This is a genomic window from Pseudomonas inefficax (genome assembly GCF_032164165.1).
GTDB classification, from domain to species: Bacteria; Pseudomonadota; Gammaproteobacteria; order Pseudomonadales; family Pseudomonadaceae; genus Aquipseudomonas; species Aquipseudomonas inefficax.
In genome coordinates this window covers 2,086,424-2,107,824 of the sequence record NZ_CP134401.1, presented here as the reverse complement: position 1 = coordinate 2,107,824, position 21,401 = coordinate 2,086,424, and the positions used below count along the sequence as shown (strand labels likewise).

Annotated in this window: 16 protein-coding genes; 12 read left to right on the top strand and 4 right to left on the bottom strand. The window is 62.3% G+C overall.

Annotated features, from left to right (window positions below):
* Window positions 1-10: 10 nt before the first annotated feature.
* Complete coding sequence (locus RIN61_RS09465) at window positions 11-1,813, bottom strand: acyl-CoA dehydrogenase (protein ID WP_207879544.1); 1,803 nt, start codon at window positions 1,811-1,813, stop codon at window positions 11-13.
* 237 nt (window positions 1,814-2,050) lie between these two features.
* On the opposite strand from RIN61_RS09465, the gene RIN61_RS09460 reads away from it, so the two are divergent.
* Entirely contained in the window at window positions 2,051-2,521 is a 471-nt protein-coding gene (locus RIN61_RS09460) for a hypothetical protein (RefSeq protein WP_313856883.1), read from the top strand.
* A gap of 1,098 nt (window positions 2,522-3,619) precedes the next feature.
* Window positions 3,620-3,883, top strand: coding sequence for a DUF3077 domain-containing protein (locus RIN61_RS09455; RefSeq protein ID WP_112249403.1), 264 nt, complete (start codon window positions 3,620-3,622; stop codon window positions 3,881-3,883).
* 421 nt (window positions 3,884-4,304) lie between these two features.
* Here RIN61_RS09455 and putA read toward each other — a convergent pair whose 3' ends face one another.
* Both putA and RIN61_RS09445 read right to left on the bottom strand, forming a co-directional pair.
* On the bottom strand, window positions 4,305-8,258 hold the full coding sequence (gene putA, locus RIN61_RS09450) for a trifunctional transcriptional regulator/proline dehydrogenase/L-glutamate gamma-semialdehyde dehydrogenase (RefSeq protein ID WP_207878638.1): 3,954 nt from the start codon (window positions 8,256-8,258) through the stop codon (window positions 4,305-4,307).
* Between the two features lie 31 nt (window positions 8,259-8,289).
* Entirely contained in the window at window positions 8,290-8,541 is a 252-nt protein-coding gene (locus RIN61_RS09445; protein ID WP_146742865.1) for a hypothetical protein, read from the bottom strand.
* Window positions 8,542-8,615: 74 nt separating this feature from the next.
* Between RIN61_RS09445 and putP the strand changes: the two genes are divergently transcribed.
* From putP to RIN61_RS09400, 9 genes are all read left to right on the top strand, one after another.
* Window positions 8,616-10,094: a sodium/proline symporter PutP gene (gene putP / locus RIN61_RS09440; protein WP_207878642.1), complete on the top strand. Its 1,479-nt coding sequence runs from the start codon at window positions 8,616-8,618 to the stop codon at window positions 10,092-10,094.
* 185 nt (window positions 10,095-10,279) lie between these two features.
* Window positions 10,280-11,116: a 23S rRNA (adenine(2030)-N(6))-methyltransferase RlmJ gene (locus tag RIN61_RS09435; RefSeq protein WP_207878644.1), complete on the top strand. Its 837-nt coding sequence runs from the start codon at window positions 10,280-10,282 to the stop codon at window positions 11,114-11,116.
* Between the two features lie 254 nt (window positions 11,117-11,370).
* Complete coding sequence (locus RIN61_RS09430; RefSeq protein ID WP_013974482.1) at window positions 11,371-13,128, top strand: carbamoyltransferase family protein; 1,758 nt, start codon at window positions 11,371-11,373, stop codon at window positions 13,126-13,128.
* Entirely contained in the window at window positions 13,112-14,242 is a 1,131-nt protein-coding gene (locus RIN61_RS09425; protein WP_112253726.1) for a glycosyltransferase, read from the top strand. The genes RIN61_RS09430 and RIN61_RS09425 overlap by 17 nt, the downstream gene beginning before the upstream one ends.
* Window positions 14,242-15,138 carry an antimicrobial resistance protein Mig-14 gene (locus RIN61_RS09420; protein WP_112253725.1) on the top strand — a complete coding sequence of 299 codons (897 nt, stop codon included), beginning with the start codon at window positions 14,242-14,244 and terminating at the stop codon, window positions 15,136-15,138. The genes RIN61_RS09425 and RIN61_RS09420 overlap by 1 nt, the downstream gene beginning before the upstream one ends.
* Entirely contained in the window at window positions 15,135-16,538 is a 1,404-nt protein-coding gene (locus RIN61_RS09415) for a PIG-L deacetylase family protein (RefSeq protein WP_313856873.1), read from the top strand. Before RIN61_RS09420 ends, RIN61_RS09415 begins: the two co-directional genes overlap by 4 nt.
* A 48-nt stretch (window positions 16,539-16,586) precedes the next feature.
* Window positions 16,587-17,543, top strand: a complete 957-nt coding sequence (locus RIN61_RS09410; RefSeq protein ID WP_215520489.1) for a glycosyltransferase family protein — start codon at window positions 16,587-16,589, stop codon at window positions 17,541-17,543.
* 66 nt (window positions 17,544-17,609) lie between these two features.
* Window positions 17,610-18,383, top strand: coding sequence for a glycosyltransferase family 2 protein (locus RIN61_RS09405; protein WP_215520488.1), 774 nt, complete (start codon window positions 17,610-17,612; stop codon window positions 18,381-18,383).
* Between the two features lie 37 nt (window positions 18,384-18,420).
* Window positions 18,421-19,512, top strand: a complete 1,092-nt coding sequence (locus RIN61_RS09400) for a glycosyltransferase (protein ID WP_313856869.1) — start codon at window positions 18,421-18,423, stop codon at window positions 19,510-19,512.
* 3 nt (window positions 19,513-19,515) lie between these two features.
* Here RIN61_RS09400 and RIN61_RS09395 read toward each other — a convergent pair whose 3' ends face one another.
* Complete coding sequence (locus tag RIN61_RS09395; protein WP_133979316.1) at window positions 19,516-20,121, bottom strand: serine/threonine-protein kinase; 606 nt, start codon at window positions 20,119-20,121, stop codon at window positions 19,516-19,518.
* A gap of 101 nt (window positions 20,122-20,222) precedes the next feature.
* Here RIN61_RS09395 and RIN61_RS09390 point away from each other — a divergent pair, with 101 nt between their 5' ends.
* Entirely contained in the window at window positions 20,223-21,398 is a 1,176-nt protein-coding gene (locus RIN61_RS09390; RefSeq protein ID WP_215520486.1) for an O-antigen ligase family protein, read from the top strand.
* Window positions 21,399-21,401 lie beyond the last annotated feature (3 nt).

Genomic DNA, 21,401 nt, shown 5'->3' with positions numbered 1-21,401 from the left:
CAGGTGCTGTCTAGAACCACTCCTCTTGCATGGCGAGGCAGGTGTCGTCGCGCGCCCCGAGCAATGCCAGCTCATTATGGCAGCCCGGTACTTCCCAGGTCAGGAAATAACGCGCGGCCTGTAGCTTGCCGAGGTAGAAGTCGCGGTCGGCAGGGTTGCCCTTGAGCAGGCCAAGCTCGGCATGAATCGCCTGCTCCAGCCAGCGCCAGCCGATCACGCAGTGGCCGAAGGCCTTGAGGTACAGGGCGGAGTTGGCCAGGGTACCGGCGACCTTGCCTTCGGCCAGGTCGCCAAGCAAGGTCAGGGTCACACCTTGCAGGCGGTTGACCAGTTGCTCCAGCGGCTGACGCAGTGGGTCGAGATTCGGGTGGTGGCTGGCGCTTTCGCCGGTGGCGGCGATCAGGCGGATCAGCTGTTTGAGGCCGGCACCATTGTTCTGCGCCAGTTTGCGGCCGAGCAGGTCGAGCGACTGGATACCCTCGGTACCCTCGTGGATCGGGTTCAGGCGGTTGTCGCGGTAGTACTGCTCCACCGGGTATTCGCGGGTGTAGCCGTGGCCGCCGAGGATCTGGATCGCCAGTTCATTGGCCTTGAGGCAGAAGGCCGAGGGCCAGGACTTGACGATCGGGGTCAGCAGGTCGAGCAGCTCCTGCGCCTGCTTGCGGGCGCTGTCGTCGCTGGCAGTCTGGGTGTCGTCGAACAGGCGCGCGGCATACAGGCCCAGGTCGAAGGCGCCTTCCACGTAGGCCTTCTGTGCCAGCAGCATGCGTTTTACATCAGTGTGTTCGATGATCGGCACTGCCGGGCTGTGCGGGTCCTTGTTGTCCGGCAGCCTGCCCTGCGGGCGCTGGCGGGCGTATTCCAGCGAATACAGGTAGCCGGCGTAGCCGAGCATCACCGCGCCCATGCCGACACCGATGCGTGCCTCGTTCATCATCTGGAACATGCAGGCCAGGCCCTGGTGCGGCTGGCCGACCAGGTAGCCGACGCACCGGCCGTTGTCGCCGAAGTTCAGCGCGGTGGAGGTGGTACCGCGCCAGCCCATCTTGTGGAACAACCCGGCCAGCAGCACATCGTTGCGCGGGCCACGGCTGCCATCTTCGCTGACCAGATACTTGGGCACGATGAACAGCGAGATGCCCTTCACACCGGGCGGAGCATCCGGCAGCTTGGCCAGCACCATGTGCACGATGTTTTCCGACAACTCGTGATCACCGCCGGAGATGAAAATCTTGTTGCCCTTGAGCCGGTAGCTTCCGTCACCGGCGGGTTCAGCGCGGGTGCGGATATCGGCCAGCGACGAGCCAGCGTGGGGTTCGGTCAGGGCCATGGTGCCGAAGTAGCGGCCTTCGATCATCGGCTGCAGATACAGGCGTTTCTGTTCATCGCTGCCAAAGCTCTCGATCAGGTTGGCCGCGCCCATGGTCAGGAACGGGTAGGCCGTGGTGCCGGCGTTGGCCGCCTGGAAGTGGGCGAAGCAGGCCTGCGAGACCAGGCTCGGCAGCTGCATGCCGCCGGCTTCGAAGTCGCGGTTGGCGTTGAGGAAGCCGGCTTCGAGAAAGGCGTCGACGGCGGGTTTCACTTCGGGGATCAGTTCGGCGCGGCCATCCACGTAGCGCGGCTCGTTTTCGTCGGCCTTGCGGTTGTGCGGGGCGAAGAACTTTTCGGCGATGGTGCGGGCAGTTGATAGCGCTGCATCGAAGGTTTCGCGGCTGTGCTCGGCGAAGCGCGGGCGCTGGGTCAGGGCCTCGGCGTCGAGGACTTCGTAGAGTTCGAAGGCGAGGTTGCGGGGGCTGAGCAGGGTCTCGGGCATGATCGCGGTCCTGAGGCGGGATGCTGCGAGTGTAGGAGGGTGGTGGGGTGGGGGACAGGTTAATAGGTTTGGGTGATATGGGTTGAGAAAGAGTAATGAGACCTGCGGTCTGGCATCCGTACAGATGTTGTTTTCCATGATACATGGAGAAATTTCCCACAACGTTATCAGAAGTGGTCCTACAGATTTTTTGAGCTAGTGAATGTAAGCGTCGGTGCTCGGAATGGAGGATTGGCAATGGAAAAGCTCACTCGCTGGACGAACGTTCGAACGGATGACCTGTGTAGGGTCGAAGATCCATTCTTTTCGACCGGGATAATTAGAGATTATGGCGATTTTCTGATTAACACCGTTTCTGCGATGAGTGGTCCGGGCAAATGGAAAATAACATCTATACGTGTTAATAAACTTGCTTCGAGTGCTGCCTTTGTTGCGAACTTCCTGACATCAAGAGGAGATGAGGGGCGTGTCTTCTTGTCGTCAGGGAAAGATTTTGCGAATACGACGAGAACAGTTACGCAGGAATGGGTGCCGCTTGATGAAGAGGAACAGTATTTTTCGCCATCCTCCGCAATCCACAGATATGGAATGGAACGTAAAGTAACGCAAATTTATGTGGAGGCTGATGATGCCTGGGATGTGTCGGGAACCTCATGGCATTGGCGACCAATAATAGCAAATGAAGAATATGAGTTGAAAGATAAATGAGCTGGAGCATCGGTTTGATAAGGTCAACGCGTTTGGTCGGTTTGTTTTGGGGTGGTATGGATGCTTTTTACATTTTTTTCGTTGTGGTCAGTAGCCTGAATAGAGGTGTGACCCCCTTTGTCAGTGATCTCAATTCCGCTCTTGCAAACATGGAGCAGTGGGGGGGAGGGCTTGAGGTCATGGTGTGGATGGGGCTGATTGTCCAGGTATCCCTTGTTGCCAGTAGCATATTACTTTGTATGGGGAGAAGATCAGGGCGTTATCTGGCTTTCGTTCAGTTTCCATTTCGTATCTTGTTTATAGTTCCGTCGTTTTCTTTGTTTCTATTATTGCCAGATACCAGTACGTGGGTTTGGTTGAGCCTTTTCGCAGCTTCTGAAGGGGCTAAAATCCTAAGCCTTTGGTGGTTCTGGCGAAGGCCCGGATGAGCGAGGGCATTAAAGGGTGCTTGCTTTGGTTCCTTCTATATCTGTGCGACCGAGCGGCGAGCGGTCACACAGGCGCGCTGCAAAGGGCGAGGTGAAACCTGCCAGCCCTACCGCATTTCAGTCAGCACCCCGGCAGTTTTTTAGGTTTTCGCCTATTCCATGTAGTCCATTTCCCAAACATACTCCCAACCCCTTCCTAGCCATTGCGGTGCTCTGGATCGGGCCATAGTCTCGGGTGGTCGCTGCCAAATCAGTGACCGGCTTTGACAGGCCGACCAGAAAATTCTCATGGCTTTCGCCTTTATGGCGGCTGTGTATGGGGCACCTCGTGTGCGCCGGGTTTTTGGATTTTTCTACCGGTCTGTCAACCCATGCACAGCTGCCACCCTCTTGTTTGACAGCAGGTGGTGATAGCCCTTACCGAGAAAAATACCAATGATGAAGATAGTTCCTGATCCACCCCTGAACGCAGTTTCACTCGAAGATCCTAATCTAGGTCGCGAACTTCGCACTGAGGCTTATTGATGTGTCGCCTGAACCGGCCCTTTCGCGGGCATGCCCGCTCCCAGAGGTACGGTGCAAGTCATGAAGCCTGTGGTGATCCTGTGGGAGCGGGCGCGCCCGCGAATAGGCCCGGCCAGGCACTCGAGAATTATCAGGGGATTGAACAATGACAACAGAAGACACCCAATTCACCGCCGGCAAGACCACCTTCTACCAGGGTGAAAACGGCACTCACCCGCTGTTCCGCATCGAGCCTGGCATCCCGTGCAGGGACGCCCGTGAGCAGTCGTCGGAGTTGATGGGTTATGTCCGTGAATTGACCATTACCGGGCTGATGGATGAGAAGCCGATGATGATCTGGGCTGCCCATTACCTGAGTGCGATGGCCAAGGCACTGATGGATGATGCTGAGTTGGGGATGAGGCAGTGAGGGTTTGGCTTCAGGTTGAATGAAGGCCGCTAGGTGTTTGCCGCAACATTTTCTGCGCCTGTGATATCGAGCGCCGCCCGCGCGGCGCTTCGCGGCACAAGGCCGCTCCCACATTTGTTGCAACGTGGCCATGCCTGTGAGGCCATGGTTGTCAGCCTTGGCGCATGACTAAAGACATGTTGGACGGCAGCCACGCCAACATGGAGATATCGGCGGACCAACAAAGCGGGTAACTATGGCCTGACAGGTTTGGCACGTTGCAACAAATGTGGGAGCGGGCTTGCCCCGCGAAGCGCCGCGCGGGCGGCGCTCGATACCACAGGCGCAGAAAATGTTGTGGCGAACACCTGTCAGCCCAACCCCAACCCCCATAAAAAAAGGAGAGCCGAAGCTCTCCTTTTTTCGTTAACAACCCTCAGCCTCAGCCAATGGTCATCAGGCTGGCATTACCACCGGCAGCAGCAGTGTTCACACTCACCGCCCGCTCAATCACCAAGCGCTCCAACGCAATCTGGTGGTCGCCGCTGGACAGCCCGTGCACACCCACGATCGCCCCGGCACGCTTGGCCACCTGCTGGCACACGCCGCGCAGCTGGTCCGAGTCGCCATGGTGGATCACGGCGTCGAACGCCACTTCATCCTTGTTCCAGTCCGCCACCAGCTTGACCTTGGCCTGCAGCTCTCGCGGCAGGCGGGCACGCAGGGCCTTGCCTGGCTCGCCGTCAGCCCATACCGCCGAGCTGCCAACGGCCAGTACTGCGGCGAACTGCGCCAGCAGGTCGGCTTCGTTGTCGGCCAGGCACAGCACGTGCTCGCGTGGCAGGATGGTGTAGCTGTTGCGCTCGCCGGTCGGGCCTGGCAACAGGCGGGCGATGCCGCTCTGCGACTGGCTGGCGAACTGGCTGCACAGCGCGGCCAGGTCAGCCAGCTGGTTGCTCTCGGCCCAGGCCTTCAGGCCGTGCAGCGGCTTGATCAGCTGTTCGTGCAGGGTGCGGTCAGGCTTGCCTTCGCCATCCTGCTGCTGGAAGTGGCGGCCGATCGCATCCGCCGGGCGGGTCGACAGCAGGCGGTACAGGTACAGCGGGCCGCCGGCTTTCGGGCCGGTGCCGGACAGGCCTTCACCACCGAACGGCTGCACACCTACCACCGCACCGACGATGTTGCGGTTGACGTACATGTTGCCGGCGTTGGCAGTTTCCACCACTTTGGCGATGGTCTCGTCGATGCGGGTGTGCACGCCGAGAGTCAGGCCGTAGCCGGAGTTGTTGATCTGCTCGATCAACTGGTCCAGGTTGCGGCGGTTGTAGCGCACCACGTGCAGCACCGGGCCGAAGATTTCACGCTTGAGCTCGTCGAAGCTTTCCAGCTCGATCAGGGTCGGCATGACGAAGGTGCCGCGCTTGATCTCGGCAGCATCGGCAATCGCCACCTGGTAGACCGAGCGGCCTTTCTCACGCATGCCCTGGATATGCTTCTCGATGCCGGCCTTGGCTTCGGCGTCGATCACCGGGCCGATGTCCACGGCCAGGCGGTCCGGGCAGCCCAGGCGGCTTTCGGCCATGGCGCCCTTGAGCATTTCGATCACGCGGTCGGCGGAGTCTTCCTGCAGGCACAGCACGCGCAGTGCCGAGCAACGCTGACCGGCGCTGTCGAAGGCCGAGGACACCACATCGATCACCACCTGCTCGGTCAGTGCCGAGGAATCGACGATCATCGCGTTCTGGCCACCGGTTTCGGCGATCAGCGGGATCGGGCGGCCCTGGTTGTCCAGGCGGCCGGCAACATTGCGCTGCAGCAGGCGGGCCACTTCGGTGGAACCGGTGAACATCACGCCTTTGACGCGCTCGTCACCCACCAGGCCGGCACCGACGGTTTCACCGCGGCCTGGCAGCAGTTGCAGCACGCCTTCAGGGATGCCGGCTTCCAGCAGCAGGCGCACGGCCTGCGCAGCGATCAGCGGGGTCTGCTCGGCCGGCTTGGCCAGGACCGGGTTGCCGGCGGCGAGCGCTGCGGCCACCTGACCGGTGAAGATCGCCAGCGGGAAGTTCCACGGGCTGATGCACACCACAGGGCCCAGCGGGCGGTGGGCGTCGTTGCTGAAATCGTTGCGTGCCTGCACCGCGTAATAGCGCAGGAAATCCACGGCTTCACGCACTTCGGCGATGGCGTTGGCGAAGGTCTTGCCGGCCTCGCGGATGAGCAGGCCCATCAGCGGCTGGATTTCGGCCTCCATCAGGTCGGCGGTGCGCTCCAGAATGGCGGCGCGCTCGGCCGGCGGGGTGGCCTGCCAGATCGGTGCTGCATTCAGTGCGCACTGGATGGCATTGTCGACGTCGGCGACAGTGGCTTCCTGGACATGGCCGACCACGTCGCGGTGGTCCGCCGGGTTCAGCACCGGTGCGACTGCGCCCTCGCTGGCGGCGCAGGCCAGCAGTGGCGCGGCTTTCCAGTCGTTGTGGGCGGTGGCCAGCATGGCGCAGGACAGCGATGCCAGGCGGTGTTCGTTGGCCATGTCGATGCCGGCCGAGTTGGCCCGCTCGCTGCCATACAGTTCACGCGGCAGCGGGATACGTGGGTGCGGCAGGCCGATACTGCCTTCCTGGGTGCCCATGCGCTCGATGCTGGCGACCGGGTCGGCGACCAGTTCCTGGATGGAGATCGAGTGGTCGGCGATGCGGTTGACGAACGAGGTGTTGGCGCCGTTTTCCAGCAGGCGACGCACCAGGTAGGCCAGCAATGTTTCGTGGGTGCCGACCGGTGCATAGACGCGGCACGGGCGGTTCAGCTTGCCTTCGGAAATCTTGCCGACCACCTGCTCGTAAAGCGGCTCGCCCATGCCGTGCAGGCATTGGAACTCGTACTGGCCCGGGTAATAGTTCTGACCGGCAATGTGGTAGATGGCCGACAAGGTGTGGGCGTTGTGGGTGGCGAACTGCGGGTAGATGGCTTCTGGCACTGCCAGCAGCTTGCGGGCGCAGGCGACGTAGGACACGTCGGTGTACACCTTGCGGGTGTAGACCGGGTAGCCTTCCAGGCCTTCGACCTGGGCGCGCTTGATTTCGCTGTCCCAGTAGGCGCCTTTCACCAGGCGAATCATCAGGCGGTGGCGGCTGCGCTTGGCCAGATCGATGACATAGTCGATCACATATGGGCAGCGCTTCTGATAGGCCTGGATGACGAAGCCGATACCGTTCCAGCCGGCCAGCGAAGGCTCGAAGCACAGGCGCTCGAGCAGGTCGAGCGACAGCTCCAGGCGGTCGGCCTCTTCGGCGTCGATGTTCAGGCCGATGTCGTACTGCTTGGCCAGCAGGGTCAGCGACAGCAGGCGCGGGTACAGCTCTTCCATCACGCGCTCGTACTGGGCGCGGCTGTAGCGCGGGTGCAGCGCCGACAGCTTGATCGAGATGCCCGGGCCTTCATAGATGCCACGGCCATGGGAGGCCTTGCCAATCGAGTGGATGGCCTGCTCGTAGGACGCCAGGTACTTCTGTGCGTCGTGTTCGGTCAGTGCGGCTTCGCCGAGCATGTCGTAGGAATAGCGGAAGCCCTTGGACTCGAAGCGGCTGGCGTTGGCCAGGGCTTCGGCGATGGTTTCGCCGGTAACGAACTGCTCGCCCATCAGGCGCATGGCCATGTCGACGCCCTTGCGGATCATCGGCTCGCCGCTCTTGCCGATGATGCGGGTGAGCGAGGAGGTGAGGCCGGATTCGTTGTGGGTGGACACCAGCTTGCCGGTCAGCAGCAGGCCCCAGGTGGCGGCGTTGACGAACAGCGACGGGCTGTTGCCCAGGTGCGGTTGCCAGTTGCCGGTGCTGATCTTGTCGCGGATCAGCGCATCACGGGTGCCCTTGTCGGGGATGCGCAGCAAGGCTTCGGCCAGGCACATCAGTGCCACGCCTTCCTGGGACGACAGCGAGAACTCCTGCAGCAGGCCCTGGACGATGCCGGCACGACCGCCAGCGCTCTTCTGGTTACGCAGTTTTTCGGCGATGCCGGCGGCCATCTTGTTGGTCGCTTCGGCCAGCGGGGCGCTCAGGCGCGCCTGCTCCAGCAGCATCGGCACCACTTCCTGCTCGGGGCGGCGGTAGGCGGCGGTGATCGCCGAGCGCAGTACCGACTGCGGCAGGATGCTCTCGGCGAACTCGAGGAAGCACTGGTGGCTGTGTTCGGGCTGGACCTCTCCGGCGTCGTCAGCCAGGTTGCTGGCATGGCCGTTGAGTTCGGTCAGGGTGGCACCACCCTCGAGCTTCTCCAGATAATTGAAGATCGCTTGCTTGATCAACCAGTGCGGGGTGCGGTCAATCGACTGCGCAGCTGCCTTGAGTCGCTCACGGGTCGGGTCATCGAGTTTGACCCCAAGGGTGGTCGTCGCCATTTCTTATCCTCGTTATTGCCACGGTTGTGGCCTAAGCTGACGCCAAGAGTAGCTGTAGGACAATTCGGGTGCAACCAGGTGCAACCCGAATTTTTGACGGAAAAGGTGCAACTCGTCCGACTGCCATTTCCATATTCTGAAAAGGATCGTTTCTGGTGCGTTTTATTCTTGAAAGCAGGCTTTTTGCTCCAAAAAGGAGCAAGAAATCAGATTTTTCGGAAAATGCACGAGCAGGTGCAACTTGCAAATGAAAAATGGTTGCACCCGCTTTGCGTTGTTGCATACGATTCGCCGCCTGGGTGCAACCGCCATGGCTGCGGTTGTGCATGACATAAAAACAAACGCCAGGGCACACGCATGGGTAATCCACTAACGATCACTTTTGTGGTCTATATCGCCGCAATGGTGCTGATCGGCTTCGCCGCCTATCGCTCCACCAAAAACCTTTCCGACTACATCCTCGGCGGCCGCAGCCTGGGTAGTGTGGTCACCGCGCTTTCCGCCGGCGCTTCCGACATGAGTGGCTGGCTGCTGATGGGCCTGCCGGGCGCCATCTACTTCTCCGGCTTGTCCGAAGCCTGGATTGCCATCGGCCTCACCGTCGGCGCGTACCTGAACTGGCTGTTCGTAGCTGGCCGCCTGCGCGTGCAGACCGAGCACAACGGTGATGCGCTGACGCTGCCGGACTACTTCTCCAGCCGTTTCGAAGACAATAGCGGCCTGCTGCGGATCATCTCGGCCATCGTCATCCTGGTGTTCTTCACCATCTACTGCGCTTCCGGCATCGTTGCCGGTGCCCGCCTGTTCGAGAGCACCTTCGGCATGTCGTACGAAACCGCTCTGTGGGCCGGCGCCGCAGCGACCATCGCCTACACCTTCATCGGTGGTTTCCTGGCGGTGAGCTGGACCGATACCGTGCAGGCGTCGCTGATGATCTTCGCGTTGATCCTCACTCCGGTGATCGTGCTGATCTCCACTGGCGGTTTCGATACCACCTTCGCTGCCATCGAGGCGGTGAACCCGGCCAACTTCGACATGCTCAAGGGCGCCACCTTCATCGGCATCATCTCGCTGATGGGCTGGGGTCTGGGCTACTTCGGCCAGCCGCACATCCTGGCGCGCTTCATGGCTGCCGACTCGGTGAAGTCGATCGCCAATGCCCGCCGCATCTCCATGACCTGGATGATCCTGTGCCTGGCCGGCACCTGCGCCGTGGGCTTCTTCGGCATCGCCTACTTCTCTGCGCACCCTGAACTGGCGGGTCCGGTCACCGAGAACCACGAGCGCGTGTTCATCGAGCTGGCGAAGATCCTGTTCAACCCGTGGGTCGCCGGTGTGCTGCTGTCGGCCATCCTGGCTGCGGTGATGAGCACCTTGAGCTGCCAGCTGTTGGTGTGCTCCAGCGCCCTGACCGAAGACTTCTACAAGTCGTTCCTGCGCAAGAACGCTTCGCAGGTCGAGTTGGTATGGGTGGGCCGCCTGATGGTGCTGGCCGTCGCCCTGATCGCCATCGCCATGGCTGCCAACCCGGAAAACCGCGTGCTGGGCCTGGTGGCTTACGCCTGGGCCGGCTTCGGTGCTGCTTTCGGCCCTGTGGTGCTGATTTCTGTGCTGTGGAAAGGCATGACCCGCAACGGCGCACTGGCCGGTATCGTGGTCGGCGCCCTGACCGTGATCCTGTGGAAGAACTTCGACACCCTCGGGTTGTACGAAATCATCCCGGGCTTCCTGTTCGCCAGCATCGCCATCATCGTGGTGAGCAAGCTGGGCAGCCCGTCGCAGGCGATGGTCAAGCGCTTCGAAACTGCTGATGCGGCTTATCACGCTGACAAGTAACACCGGTTGAATCGGCGGCGCCTGCTTCGCGGGTGAACCCGCTCCCACAGGTACCTCGCAGGCTTCGAGTTCTGTGCAATCCCTGTGGGAGCGGGTTTACCCGCGAAGAAGCCCCCGCCGATCAGCAGCCAGGCCTGACTCCGCCTGCAAGGCAAGGTAAACTTGTCACCCCCGCAGGAGTTGCCATGAACTATCGTCACGCCTTCCACGCCGGCAACCACGCCGACGTCCTCAAGCACATCGTGCTGACCCGCCTCATCGCCCTGATGTCGCGCAAGGAACAGCCATTCGCCTATATCGATACCCATGCCGGGCTCGGCCTGTACGACCTGCAGGGCGATCAGGCAAGCCGCACCGGCGAGTATCTGGAAGGTGTCGCCCGTCTGTGGAATCGCGATGACCTGCCGGCCATGGCCGATGACTACTTGCGCATCATCAAGCGCCTGAATGCCGATGGCGAGCTGCGCTACTACCCCGGCTCGCCTGAACTGGCCCGCCGCCTGATGCGCCAGCAGGACCGCGCCCTGCTCAACGAGAAGCACCCAGAAGACGGGCCGCTGCTCAAGGAAAACATGAAGAAAGACCCGCGCGTGACCGTGCACCTGGGTGAAGGCTGGCATGTGCCGCGGGCCTTGCTGCCGGTTCAGGAAAAGCGCGCGATCATGCTGATCGACCCGCCGTTCGAACAGGCTGATGAGCTCAAGCGCTGCACTACCGCCATGAAAGAAGCGATTGGCCGCATGCGCCAGACCGTCGCGGCAATCTGGTACCCGATCAAGGACCAGCGCTCGCTGACCCGCTTTTACCAGGACCTGACCAGCACCGGCGCACCGAAGCTGCTGCGGGTCGAGTTGTATGTGCACCACCAGGACAGCCCGCAGGGGCTCAATGGCTCAGGTCTGGCCATCGCCAACCCGCCGTGGGGGCTGGAGGAAGAGCTCAAGGAACTGCTGCCATGGCTGGCCAAAGAGCTGGCGCAGACTGCCGGTAGCTACCGGATGGACTGGTTGATCGCTGAATAAGCGAACAGCGCAGGCCCATGAAACTCATGCGGTGTGGCTGAAATCCCTGGGGCCGCGGTGCGGCCCTTTCGCGACGCAAGGCCGCTCCCACAAGGGTTGCACTATCCCTGTGGGAGCGGCCTTGTGTCGCGATCGAGGGCGCAGCCCTCGCAGAGGCATGCGCGTACTGCGCTTTGCGTTATAATCCCGCCCTTTAGCCGCCACCCGCCCAAGAGGCCGCTGGCGCATTTCTACCGAATGAAGAGGCTAATCCCTTGGCATTGACGATTCTTGGCCTGTCCGGCGCCCTTAGCCATGACCCTTCCGCGGCCTTGTACATTGACGGCAAACTGATTGCCGCCGCCGAAGAAGAGCGCTTCGTGCGTGACAAGCATGCGAAGAACCGCATGCCCTACGAGTCGGCGAAGTTCTGCCTGGAGCAGGCAGGCATCAAGCCATCCGACGTCGACGTGGTAGCCATCCCGTTCGCCCCGATCAGCCTGTTCGGCAAGGCGCGCTGGCACTATGCCAAGCGCTACTGGTACGCCCCGGACCGCGCCCTTGACGCCATCCTGATGGGCAACCGTCGCTACAAGCGCTACCGCAAGAAGATCGTCTGGTGCCTGGAGCAACTGGGCTTCGACCCGAAAAAGGTCAAGATCGAGCCGGTCGAGCACCACCTCGCCCACGCCTCCAGTGCCTACCACTGCTCGGGCTTCAAGGAAAAAACCGCAATTCTCGGCATCGATGGTAAAGGCGAATACGCCACCACCTTCTTTGGCTATGGTGAAAACGGCAAGATCCACAAGATCAAGGAGTTCTTCGACCCGGACTCGCTGGGCGGCCTGTACGGTGCAATCACCGAGTTCCTCGGCTTCGAGATGCTCGATGGCGAGTTCAAGGTCATGGGCATGGCGCCCTATGGTGACGCCAGCAAGTACGACTTCTCTCGTCTGGCCAGCTTCGAAAACGGCGAACTGGTGATCAACACCGAATACGCCAACGTCATCGGCCTGCGCCGCTATAAAGAGAAGGGCAAGGGCTTCTACTTCTCGCCGAAGCTGATCGAATGGCTGGGCCCCAAGCGCGAAGGCGACATTGCCGACGAGCCGTACATCCATTACGCAGCCAGCATGCAGGCGCTGTTCGAGAAGATCGCCCTGCAGATGATCGACCACTACCTGGGCGACGTTCTGCGTGAAACCGGCAAGCTGGCCTTTGCCGGCGGTTGCGCGCTGAACGTCAAGCTCAACCAGAAGATCATCGCTCGCCCAGACCTGAAAGAGCTGTTCGTCCAGCCGGCTTCCGGTGACGCCGGTACCGCCGTGGGTGCTGCCGCCTATGTTTCCCACGCCCGTGGCGTGCCGGTCGAGAAGATGGAGCACGTCTACCTCGGCCCTTCGTACTCCAACGAAGACGTGATTGCTGCCTGCGCCCGTCATCCGAACGCGCCGAAGTGGCGCAAGCTCGACGACATGCCGCAGCGCATCGCCAAAATCATGGTCGATGGCAACCCGGTGGCCTGGTTCCAGGGCCGCATGGAGTTCGGCCCCCGAGCCCTGGGCGGCCGTTCGATCATCGGTTGCCCGAGCGTGCCGGGCGTAGCCGACCGCATCAACGAGCAGATCAAGTTCCGCGAACGCTGGAGACCTTTCTGCCCGTCGATGCTCGACACCGTCGCCCCGCAAATGATCAAGGTCGACCACCCGGCGCCGTTCATGACCTTCACCTTCGAAGTGGCTGAAGAGTGGAAGACCCGCGTGCCGGAAGTGGTCCACGAGGACGGCACTTCGCGTGCCCAGGTGCTAAAGCGCGAGTACAACCCGCGCTATTACGACATGATGAAGGCGCTGGAAGACCTGACCGGCAACGGCGTGTCGCTGAACACCTCGCTGAACCGCCGTGGTGAACCGATGATCTGCTCGCCGACCGACGCCCTTAACATGTTCTTCGGCTCGGACCTGCAGTACCTGATCATGGAAGACATCCTGGTTGTAAAGGACGGCGCGGCCCCGTATGACCAGCCGCTCTGAACCGCGCATTCTGCAGTTCTGCCATGGCTATGACGGGCCGTTCCTGGACTGCGCCCGTCAGTACGCCAGCCTGTTCCAGGGGCGTGGCTACCAGGTGACCACCGTGTTCCTCACCGGCGCCGCCGACCCGCAGGTAGCGGCTGGCTGCGCGTCGGACGAGGTGCTGTTCCTGGAATTCAGCTCCAAGGCCGTGCGCGGCCTGAAACTCGGCGCCATCCGTGCATTGCGGCGGATTGCGGCCGAGCGCGATTTCGCCTTCTGCATTGCCCATCGCTTCAAGCCGATCTACGTGGCGTTGCTGGGCACCGGCTTGCCGGTGATCGGCGTGCACCATGCTTTCGGTGACTACGAGCGCAAGGGGCGACGCATCTTCGCCAACCTGTTCAGCAAACGCCTGAGCTTGCTGGGCGTGTCGGACGCAGTACGCGACGACATGCGCCGCTGTCTGCCACAGTGGCCGGCAGAGCGTATCCAGACCCTGTACAACCGCATCGACATCGACGCCCTGCAAGCGGCCCTGGTGCCACGCGCCGAGGCCCGCCAGGCCCTCGGCCTGGATGCGCAGGCGTGGATTGTCGGTAACGTCGGGCGCCTGCACCCGGACAAGGACCAGGCCACTCTGCTGCGTGGCTTTGCCGAAGCGCTGCCGGGGCTGCCAGCCGGCGCCCGCCTGGCAATCCTTGGCCAGGGCCGCCTGGAAGCCAGGCTCAAGGCCCAGGCCGCCGAGCTGGGCATTGCCAGGCAAGTGGACTTCCTTGGCCAGGTGCCGGATGCGCGCCGTTACTTCCAGGCGTTTGATGTGTTCGCCCTGAGCTCCGACCATGAGCCGTTCGGCATGGTCCTGCTTGAAGCCATGGTCGCCGGTGTACCGGTACTGGCCACGGCCTGTGGCGGTGCCCGCGAAGTGGTCGAGGGTGTCGGCGTGCTGTTCCCGCTGGGCGATGCCGGGCAGCTGGCCCAAGGCCTGAAACACATGGCGGTGCTCGATGGGCAGCAGCGCCAGGCCTGTGCCGAGCACATGCTGCAGCGCCTGCGTGAACGCTTCTCCGATCAGGCGGTGCGCGAGGCATTCTGGCAGCTGCCGCAGGTTCGTGCGCTGGTGGGGCAGGCCTGATGCTCAACCGTATCCAGGCCTTCCGCGAGCGCGGTTGGCAAGTTATCGACGCCAAGGCCTATGCCGAGGCATGGGCACGCTTTGGCGGAAGTGTCGCCACGCATCCGCTGGTGGTCGAGCAACTGGCGGACCTGGCGCAGATCCCGGTGCGTTACCTGGGGTGGCACCAGGCCGGCGAGCTGAAGGCCGCCATCCCCACCTGGGGGCGCCACCTCGCGCTGTCCAAGGATGTGCTCAAGCGTGCAGGTAAAAAGGCCCTGTTCGACCTGGGCAACGCCGAGATCATCCTGCCGGCGGCGGCCGATGCCGCTGCACCGCTGCGCCATGCCGCGCGCTACCTGTCCGAACTGAACCAGGGCCGCTTCAGCGGCCTCAAGGCGCAGAAGGAACAGCTGGCCATGGCCCGCGCCCACGAAGACCTGTCGAAGAAGTTCCGCTACAACCAGCGCCGCGAGCTGCGCCTGCTGGAAGAGGCGGGCGGCGTGGTGCGCACGATCAGCGACTTCAGCGCGAAGGAAATCGCCAGCATGTACTGCGACCTGTTCCAGCGCCGCTGGGGCTTCCCGGCTACTGGTGCCGAGCGCATGGCCGAGGTGCTGGAACGCCTGCGTGAGTTGTTGATCGGCTCGGTGCTGCTGTTGGACGGCAAGCCGATTGCCATTCAGCTGGTGTACCGTGTCGAAGCGCCGGAATGGATCAGCGTCGAGTACATCAATGGCGGTGTCGACCCTGAAACCAAGGCCTTCAGCCCTGGTAGCGTGCTGAGCTTCCTCAATACCCAGGCCGCCTGGGAAGACGCCCGTGCGCGCAACAAGCCGCTGCGGTTCTCGTTCGGCCGTGCCGACCGCGAGTACAAGGACCGCTGGTGCAACCCCGTACCGGTGTATCAGGCGTGAGTCGCAAGCAGCAGTTGCTCAAGCGCCACCGGCGCAACAAGCGCCTGGGCCTGCTGGCGGGCCTGGTCGCGCTGGTGGCCGTAGGTGTGTTCAGCTGGTGGTGGTTGCCACTGCTGCTGTTGCCGCTGCTGTGGGCTGCCCATGAGGCCTGGTTTGCCGACCACCTGTTCTACGCGCCAGCCGAGGACTACGCCTACGACTTCGGCGAGCAGACGCGGGAAGCCCCTGTCAGCCTGAACGGCGGCCTGCTCAAGGCTGACTGCGCATTGCAGGGCAACGAAACCCTGATTCTCGAGCTGCAGCTGAAAAGCAGCTGGCTGGGACGCTTCCTCGACCCGCAGGTCGAGCTGGTGGCTGGCGAGCAGGCCGACCGGCAAACCTTCGAGCGCGGCGTCGATGGCCTGCGCTTCCTCAACTTGACCGGCCTCGCCGCACCTCTGCAGGCTGGCGCGTTGCGCCTGCGTGGCCGGCATTGCCGGCTGTCGGGCCAGCCGCGCTTGTGGATAACCCCGGCGGTGGAGTTGCAACGGCGCCGGGTGATGGTGATCGCGCCGCATGCCGATGACGCCGAGCTGGCCGCTTACGGCCTATACAGCCAGGCTGACGAAACCTGGGTAGTGACCCTGACCGCCGGTGAGATCGAGGCCGAACACTATCAGCAGATGGGTCTGGCAAAGGCCGAGGCCGCTCGGCTGAAGGGCCGCCTGCGGGCCTGGGACAGTATTGCCGTGCCACGCTGGGCCGGTGTGGCCGAGTCGCGTTGTGTGCAGCTGGGCTACTTCTGCCTGCAGCTGCCTGCCATGCAGGCCGCGCCAGACCAGCCGATCCCTTCCCGGGAGGCTGACCTCGCCGATATTCGCGTGTTCCGCCAGTTCAACCCGTTCCCGCTGCCGGCCGACGATGATGGCGCGCCGACCTGGCACAACCTGCTGGCCGACCTGCGGGCCTTGCTGGAAATGGCCAGGCCAGAGGTGCTGGTGATGCCGCACCCGCAGCTCGACCCGCACCCCGACCACATCTGTGCCCAGGCAGCGGTGCTGGAGGCCTTGCAAGGCCTGGCCTGGCAGCCGCAAACCCTGCTGTGCTACGCCAACCACCTGCATGACAACGACCGTTGGCCAATGGGCGACAGTGGTGATGGCGTGGCCTTGCCGCCACAGATGAGCATTGCCCAGGCCTGGGCCCCTTGCAGCCTGGTACTGGACCTGGCAACCCAGCGCGACAAGGCCATGGCCCTGGGCATGATGCACGACCTGCAGCCACCGGCGCCGTTCAAGCGTCGCCTGCGCCGCCTGTTGCAGCGCTGGCTGGCCGGGCGACGGCCGTCGCCTTACGGCGAGAATGAATTCTTCCGCAAGGCCGTGCGCCGACATGAACTGTTCTGGCGGCGTGAGCTGTAGCCGCGCCCCATGCTTGACCGCGATGGCGCAGAGCGCCCAAGGAACCCAATGAAAGTCCTATTTCTAGTGCAGAAGGAACAGCGGGCGATTCTCGACCGCCTGTACGATGGCGTCGCGGCCAACTGCGAGTGCGACCTGCGCTGGCTGACCAGCGAAGACCAGCGCAACCTGCGCCGCTATTTCAAGCGTGAAGTGCAGGTCGAGCGCTATGACCGCATTGTCTTCTTCCTGCGTTTCAAGCAGGAAATCCGTCAGGTGGCATTCATCCGTACCGTGCCGAACCTGGTCATCCTCGAGCACGATGCCTACCAGAACTACATCCCGTGCAAATACACCGGCAAGTTCAGCGCCCATTACCGCAAGTTGCCCTGGGCACGGGTGATCAGCTCCGGCTACATGGTCAGCGAGCGCCTTCGCCAGGAAGGTTTCGACGCCGTGTTCGTGCCCAAGGGCTACGACGAGCAGTTGCTTGCCGACCAAGGGCGTGAGCGCGACATCGAACTGGCCTTCGTCGGCAGCACCAACAGCGTGGCCTACAGCGGCCGCAAGGCCTTGCTGGACGAGCTGGGCCGGGTCGAGAACCTGGTAGTCACTCGTACCAAGTCGGGTGAAGACTATTGCAACACGCTCAACCGGATCCGCTTCTTCGTCAGTGCCGACGTCGGCATGGGCGAATACATGATCAAAAACTTCGAAGCCATGGCCTGTGGCTGTGTGTTGCTGGCGTATGACCAGGGCGAGGAAGAGAACCGCGCACTGGGCCTGCAGGACATGCATAACGTGGTGTTCTATGACAGCATCCCGACCCTCCAGGAAAAGCTTCGCCGTTTGCGTGCGGACCCTGAGCTGGCTCGGCAGATTGCAGAAAATGGCCGCCATCTGGCGGTTTCCCGTTTCAGTTTCGGCGCAGTTGGACGTAGCATCGTCGACCACATGCGCCCGGCGCTCAGGCCCCATCCGCCGTTGTCTGCATGGCAGCGGCTGCGCCTGAAGCTGGGCATCTAACATAAGAGCTTTCGCGCCTGCGGAACGGGCGTTGAAAGTCGATAGTCGCAATGCGGAGGGAGTCCGGTGCGCTTTTCAAATGAGAGTGACGTCACGCTCGTCGTGACCAGTTGTGGGCGGTTCGATCTGCTCAAAGATACCCTTGAGAGTTTCGATCGCTACAATACCGCGCCCATTCGCGAAGTGTTCATCACCGAGGATTCCGGTGATGATGCCGTGCATGCCGCTGTGCCTGAGCACTGGAAACCGTACTGCAAGGTGTTCGTCAACCGGCCCAAGCTGGGCCAGTTGCCTTCTATCGACCTGGCCTACAGCCACGTCAGGACGCCCTACATCTTCCATTGCGAAGACGACTGGCACTTCTATCGCCAGGGCTTCGTCGAAGACTCCCGGGCCATCCTGGAGGTCAGCCCCGACCTGTTGCAGGTGTGGCTGCGCAGTCATGCCCATGACCTGGCCATCCACAGCCCGTACATCCACCTGGGCGACCGCCAGGTGATCGCCGGGGTGCCTTGCTACCCGCTGCTGTCCGACAAGGCCGAGTGGCAGGCGTTTTCGCTCAACCCGGGGCTGCGTCGGTTGAGCGATTACCAGCGTTGCGCGCCATTTGCCGCCTATGCTGGAGAAAAGGCACTTTCCCGACGCTACGCTGAGTTAAATCTGACAGCGGTCACCTTGGAGGGTGATGCAGTATTGCACACTGGATTTGGTAATCACGTGACCTTGCCCATCGAAGTGGAGCGCAAGGTAAAGCGTCGTAGACGTGATCGGATAAAGTTGGCATTGACGCTGGTGGCGGGTGCCTTGATTGGCATGGGAATCACCATTTTTGTTCAATGAAGTCGCTGTCCCACCTGACATGAGCGGGAGAGGGCCAATGAACATCGTCAATATGATGTGGGCGGGTGGAACGCCGTACATGTCCATCCACAAGGTGCATCGGCAAATACTGTCGCACGCGGGTGCCGATGCCCGGATCAGTAACTGGCTGTTGCTGGGTAGCGGGCTCTGCTGTGGGCTTGGTTCTACCCGGGAATGGCATATGCCTTCACGAGCGCTGAAAGGGCGGCACTTCTGGCGTCTGTTGCGCCCATGGTTGCGCATGCGCTTGCGCAAGGCGCTGAACGAGGCCCAGGCTGAGGTGGTGCTCCTCGACGGTGTCGGTGTGGCGCGGTTGGTGTTGCCGTTGTTGCAGCAGGTTCCGCAGGTACGTGCCAAGGTGCTGTTCCACGGCAAGACGCGCCTGAATGCCAGTGATGTTCGCCTGCTGCGCATGCTCCCTGCCGATCGGCTGAGCATCGCCGCCGTTTCGCAGACGCTTGCCACATCACTCGAACACGACCTTGGCAGGCCGGTGCAGACGTTGCGCATGGCCCTTGACCCGCTGGCTTTCGCCGAGCCTTTGTTAAACCGGGAGGCGGCCAGGCGAGCCCTGCAATTGCCAGCGGTAAACGGGGTGATGCTGGGTGCGGTCGGGCGGCTGGTGGAAAGCAAGGGTTTCGAGATGCTGATCGAGGCGTTCGCCAAGGCCTGCGTGCGCCAGCCGAACCTGCAATTGGCGATCATCGGCGAAGGCCCTCAGCGTGAGGTGCTGCAAGCCCGTATCGACGCGCTGGGCCTGGTCGGGCGTGTTCACTTGAGCGGTCACCGCGACGACCTGCAGCAGTTGTACCGGGCATTCGACTGGTTATTGGTGCCTTCGCGCTCCGAAGGCCTGGGGCTGGTGGTGCAGGAGGCGGTAATGGCCGATGTGCCGGTGGTGTGCAGTGACCTGCAGGTGTTCCGCGAGCAGTTGCAGGACACCGGTGGCTACCTGCCTGTGGCCAATGAAAATGCCTGGGCCGAGGCGATCGAGCGGTGCTCGGTGCTCGGTGCCCCGGCAGTAGCTGCCCGGCAGCGTGAGGCGCTGGCGCCGGAGCAGGCCTGGCAAGCTTTCTGTCACGGCTCGCAGAGCCTGCTGCGCAGCTGAGGCTCAGCGTGCCAGCAGGGCTGCCTCGAAGGCGGCAAGGGGGAACCGGTCACCCAGGTTCTCCCGCTCGATATAACGCACCATATGCTGCACGTTGCGCCGAATCATGCGCGCCGACAGTGGCGGGCGCAGGAAGCGCATGTCGGCCACGTCGATCAGCCCCAGGTGCTGGTCGGGAGTGACCACCACATTGCCCAGGTGCAACGAGCGGAAGTACACGCCGCTGCGGTGCAGTTGGCGGATCAGTTCGATCAGGCGCGGCAGGTAGGTGTCCCAGCTGAAACCCTCATCGCGCGACATCTGCAGCAAGGTACGCCCAGGCAGCGGGCGATACAGCACGGCGGTGCGGCCTGGCAGGTCGAGCTTGTGCTGGCTGATTACCTCCAGTGTGGGGATACCCAGTTGTGCAAGGCGTGCGGCGTTGTCGACGAAGCGCTGCGAGTACGGGCGCAGCAGTGCAGATGAAATCAACCGCTTTCTACGAAAAACCTTGAGGAAATTACCATCCGCGAGCAGGTAGACTTTGGCGCCATGGCTATCTGCCTCAAGCACCTGTGCGCCTTGTGTCAGCTGATCGAAGTCGACCTGGGGGAGCCGGGAGCATTGCATGAATAGAGCCTTGTCGTCGGGCGAACAGAATGACCGGCAATAATGCCGAAAATAATGTTGTAGCACCATTGGATGGTGTCTTTGATTCATCGGGGGAAAGGATGTTGTATCAAAAAAACTGGGCGCAAGCCTGGTTGGGGTTTGGTCTGGTCTGGTTCCTGGCAGCGATTGCCCTGGCACCGAGCAACAAGGTCTATCAGCAAGGCCTGGTGCTGTTCCTGTGGTTGCCGACGCTGGTAATGGCGTGGTCCGCGAGGCAGGTCATCGTACAGGCCTGGCGGCGTCAGCCGGCCTTGTGGGGGAGTGTTCTGCTGCTGCTGGTGTGGAGCGGGCTCAGCCTGGTTTGGTCGGCTGCAGAAGACCCGGGGCGCGAGGCCAAGCGCCTGCTCTACATCCTGGTATTCCTGCTGGCGTTCCCGCTGCTGGGCCAGCTTGGTCAGGCCCGCATTCGTCAACTGCTGCTGGCCGGCAGCGCCTTGCTGGCTGTTGCCGCGCTGGTCTCGGTCATCCATTTCTATGGCGTGCTGGGCATGCCTTTGCTGGCCCGCCTGGAGGGCATCGGCGAGATATCGCACCCGATACTGGGCGCCTATGTCATCGGTTCGGCCGTGCTTTTCCTGCTTTACGAGCCGCCGCGGCAACGTGGCCTGCAGTTGTTGTGGCTGGCGGCGCTGGTGTGCCTGGGCTTGTTTGCCATGCTCAGCCAGAGCCGTGGGGCAATCCTGGCCCTGGTCCTCACCGTGATCATTGCGCCACTGTGGTTCCGTGACCGCCACAGCCGGGTGTTCGCCATGCTGGCGGCCATCGCCACTGGCCTGGCCTTCTATCTTGTGTACGATGTGATCGCCCAGCGCGGCTCGTCCTACCGGCCGGAAATCTTCCATGCCGTGGTCGACATGATCGCCGCGCACCCGTGGACCGGCCTTGGCCTGGGGGCTGCGTACGACGTGAGTGCAGTGGGCAAGCACTTCGATCATACCCACAACATGTTCACCCACATCGCCGTGGAGATGGGCCTGCCCGGCATGCTGCTGTGGGTCATGGTGTGGCTGTATACCCTGGGTGAAATCGTACGCGCACGCGGCACGCTGTTCGGCAAGATCCTGCTCGGCTTCTGGGTGTACTCCACCCTGGCGATGCAGTTCGATGCCGCCAGCCTCACCGGTACGCCACGTGCCGAATGGTTCATCAGCTGGCTGCCCGTGGGCCTGGCCATGTTGCTGCCATGGGGGAGTGCCGAAAATGGCGCCTGTGGTAAAATTTCCGGTTCAACCTGAACA

Excerpts from the sequence above, each read along its gene's own strand:
- RIN61_RS09395 (WP_133979316.1), bottom strand. The coding sequence starts at position 20,121 with ATGCAATGCTCCCGGCTCCCCCAGGTCGACTTCGATCAGCTGACACAA.
- RIN61_RS09390 (WP_215520486.1), top strand. The coding sequence starts at position 20,223 with ATGTTGTATCAAAAAAACTGGGCGCAAGCCTGGTTGGGGTTTGGTCTG.
- RIN61_RS09455 (WP_112249403.1), top strand. The coding sequence starts at position 3,620 with ATGACAACAGAAGACACCCAATTCACCGCCGGCAAGACCACCTTCTAC.
- putP (WP_207878642.1), top strand. The coding sequence starts at position 8,616 with ATGGGTAATCCACTAACGATCACTTTTGTGGTCTATATCGCCGCAATG.
- RIN61_RS09400 (WP_313856869.1), top strand. The coding sequence starts at position 18,421 with ATGAACATCGTCAATATGATGTGGGCGGGTGGAACGCCGTACATGTCC.
- RIN61_RS09445 (WP_146742865.1), bottom strand. The coding sequence starts at position 8,541 with ATGCAACAACGCAAAGCGGGTGCAACCATTTTTCATTTGCAAGTTGCA.
- RIN61_RS09425 (WP_112253726.1), top strand. The coding sequence starts at position 13,112 with ATGACCAGCCGCTCTGAACCGCGCATTCTGCAGTTCTGCCATGGCTAT.
- RIN61_RS09465 (WP_207879544.1), bottom strand. The coding sequence starts at position 1,813 with ATGCCCGAGACCCTGCTCAGCCCCCGCAACCTCGCCTTCGAACTCTAC.
- RIN61_RS09435 (WP_207878644.1), top strand. The coding sequence starts at position 10,280 with ATGAACTATCGTCACGCCTTCCACGCCGGCAACCACGCCGACGTCCTC.
- RIN61_RS09460 (WP_313856883.1), top strand. The coding sequence starts at position 2,051 with ATGGAAAAGCTCACTCGCTGGACGAACGTTCGAACGGATGACCTGTGT.
- RIN61_RS09410 (WP_215520489.1), top strand. The coding sequence starts at position 16,587 with ATGAAAGTCCTATTTCTAGTGCAGAAGGAACAGCGGGCGATTCTCGAC.
- RIN61_RS09420 (WP_112253725.1), top strand. The coding sequence starts at position 14,242 with ATGCTCAACCGTATCCAGGCCTTCCGCGAGCGCGGTTGGCAAGTTATC.
- putA (WP_207878638.1), bottom strand. The coding sequence starts at position 8,258 with ATGGCGACGACCACCCTTGGGGTCAAACTCGATGACCCGACCCGTGAG.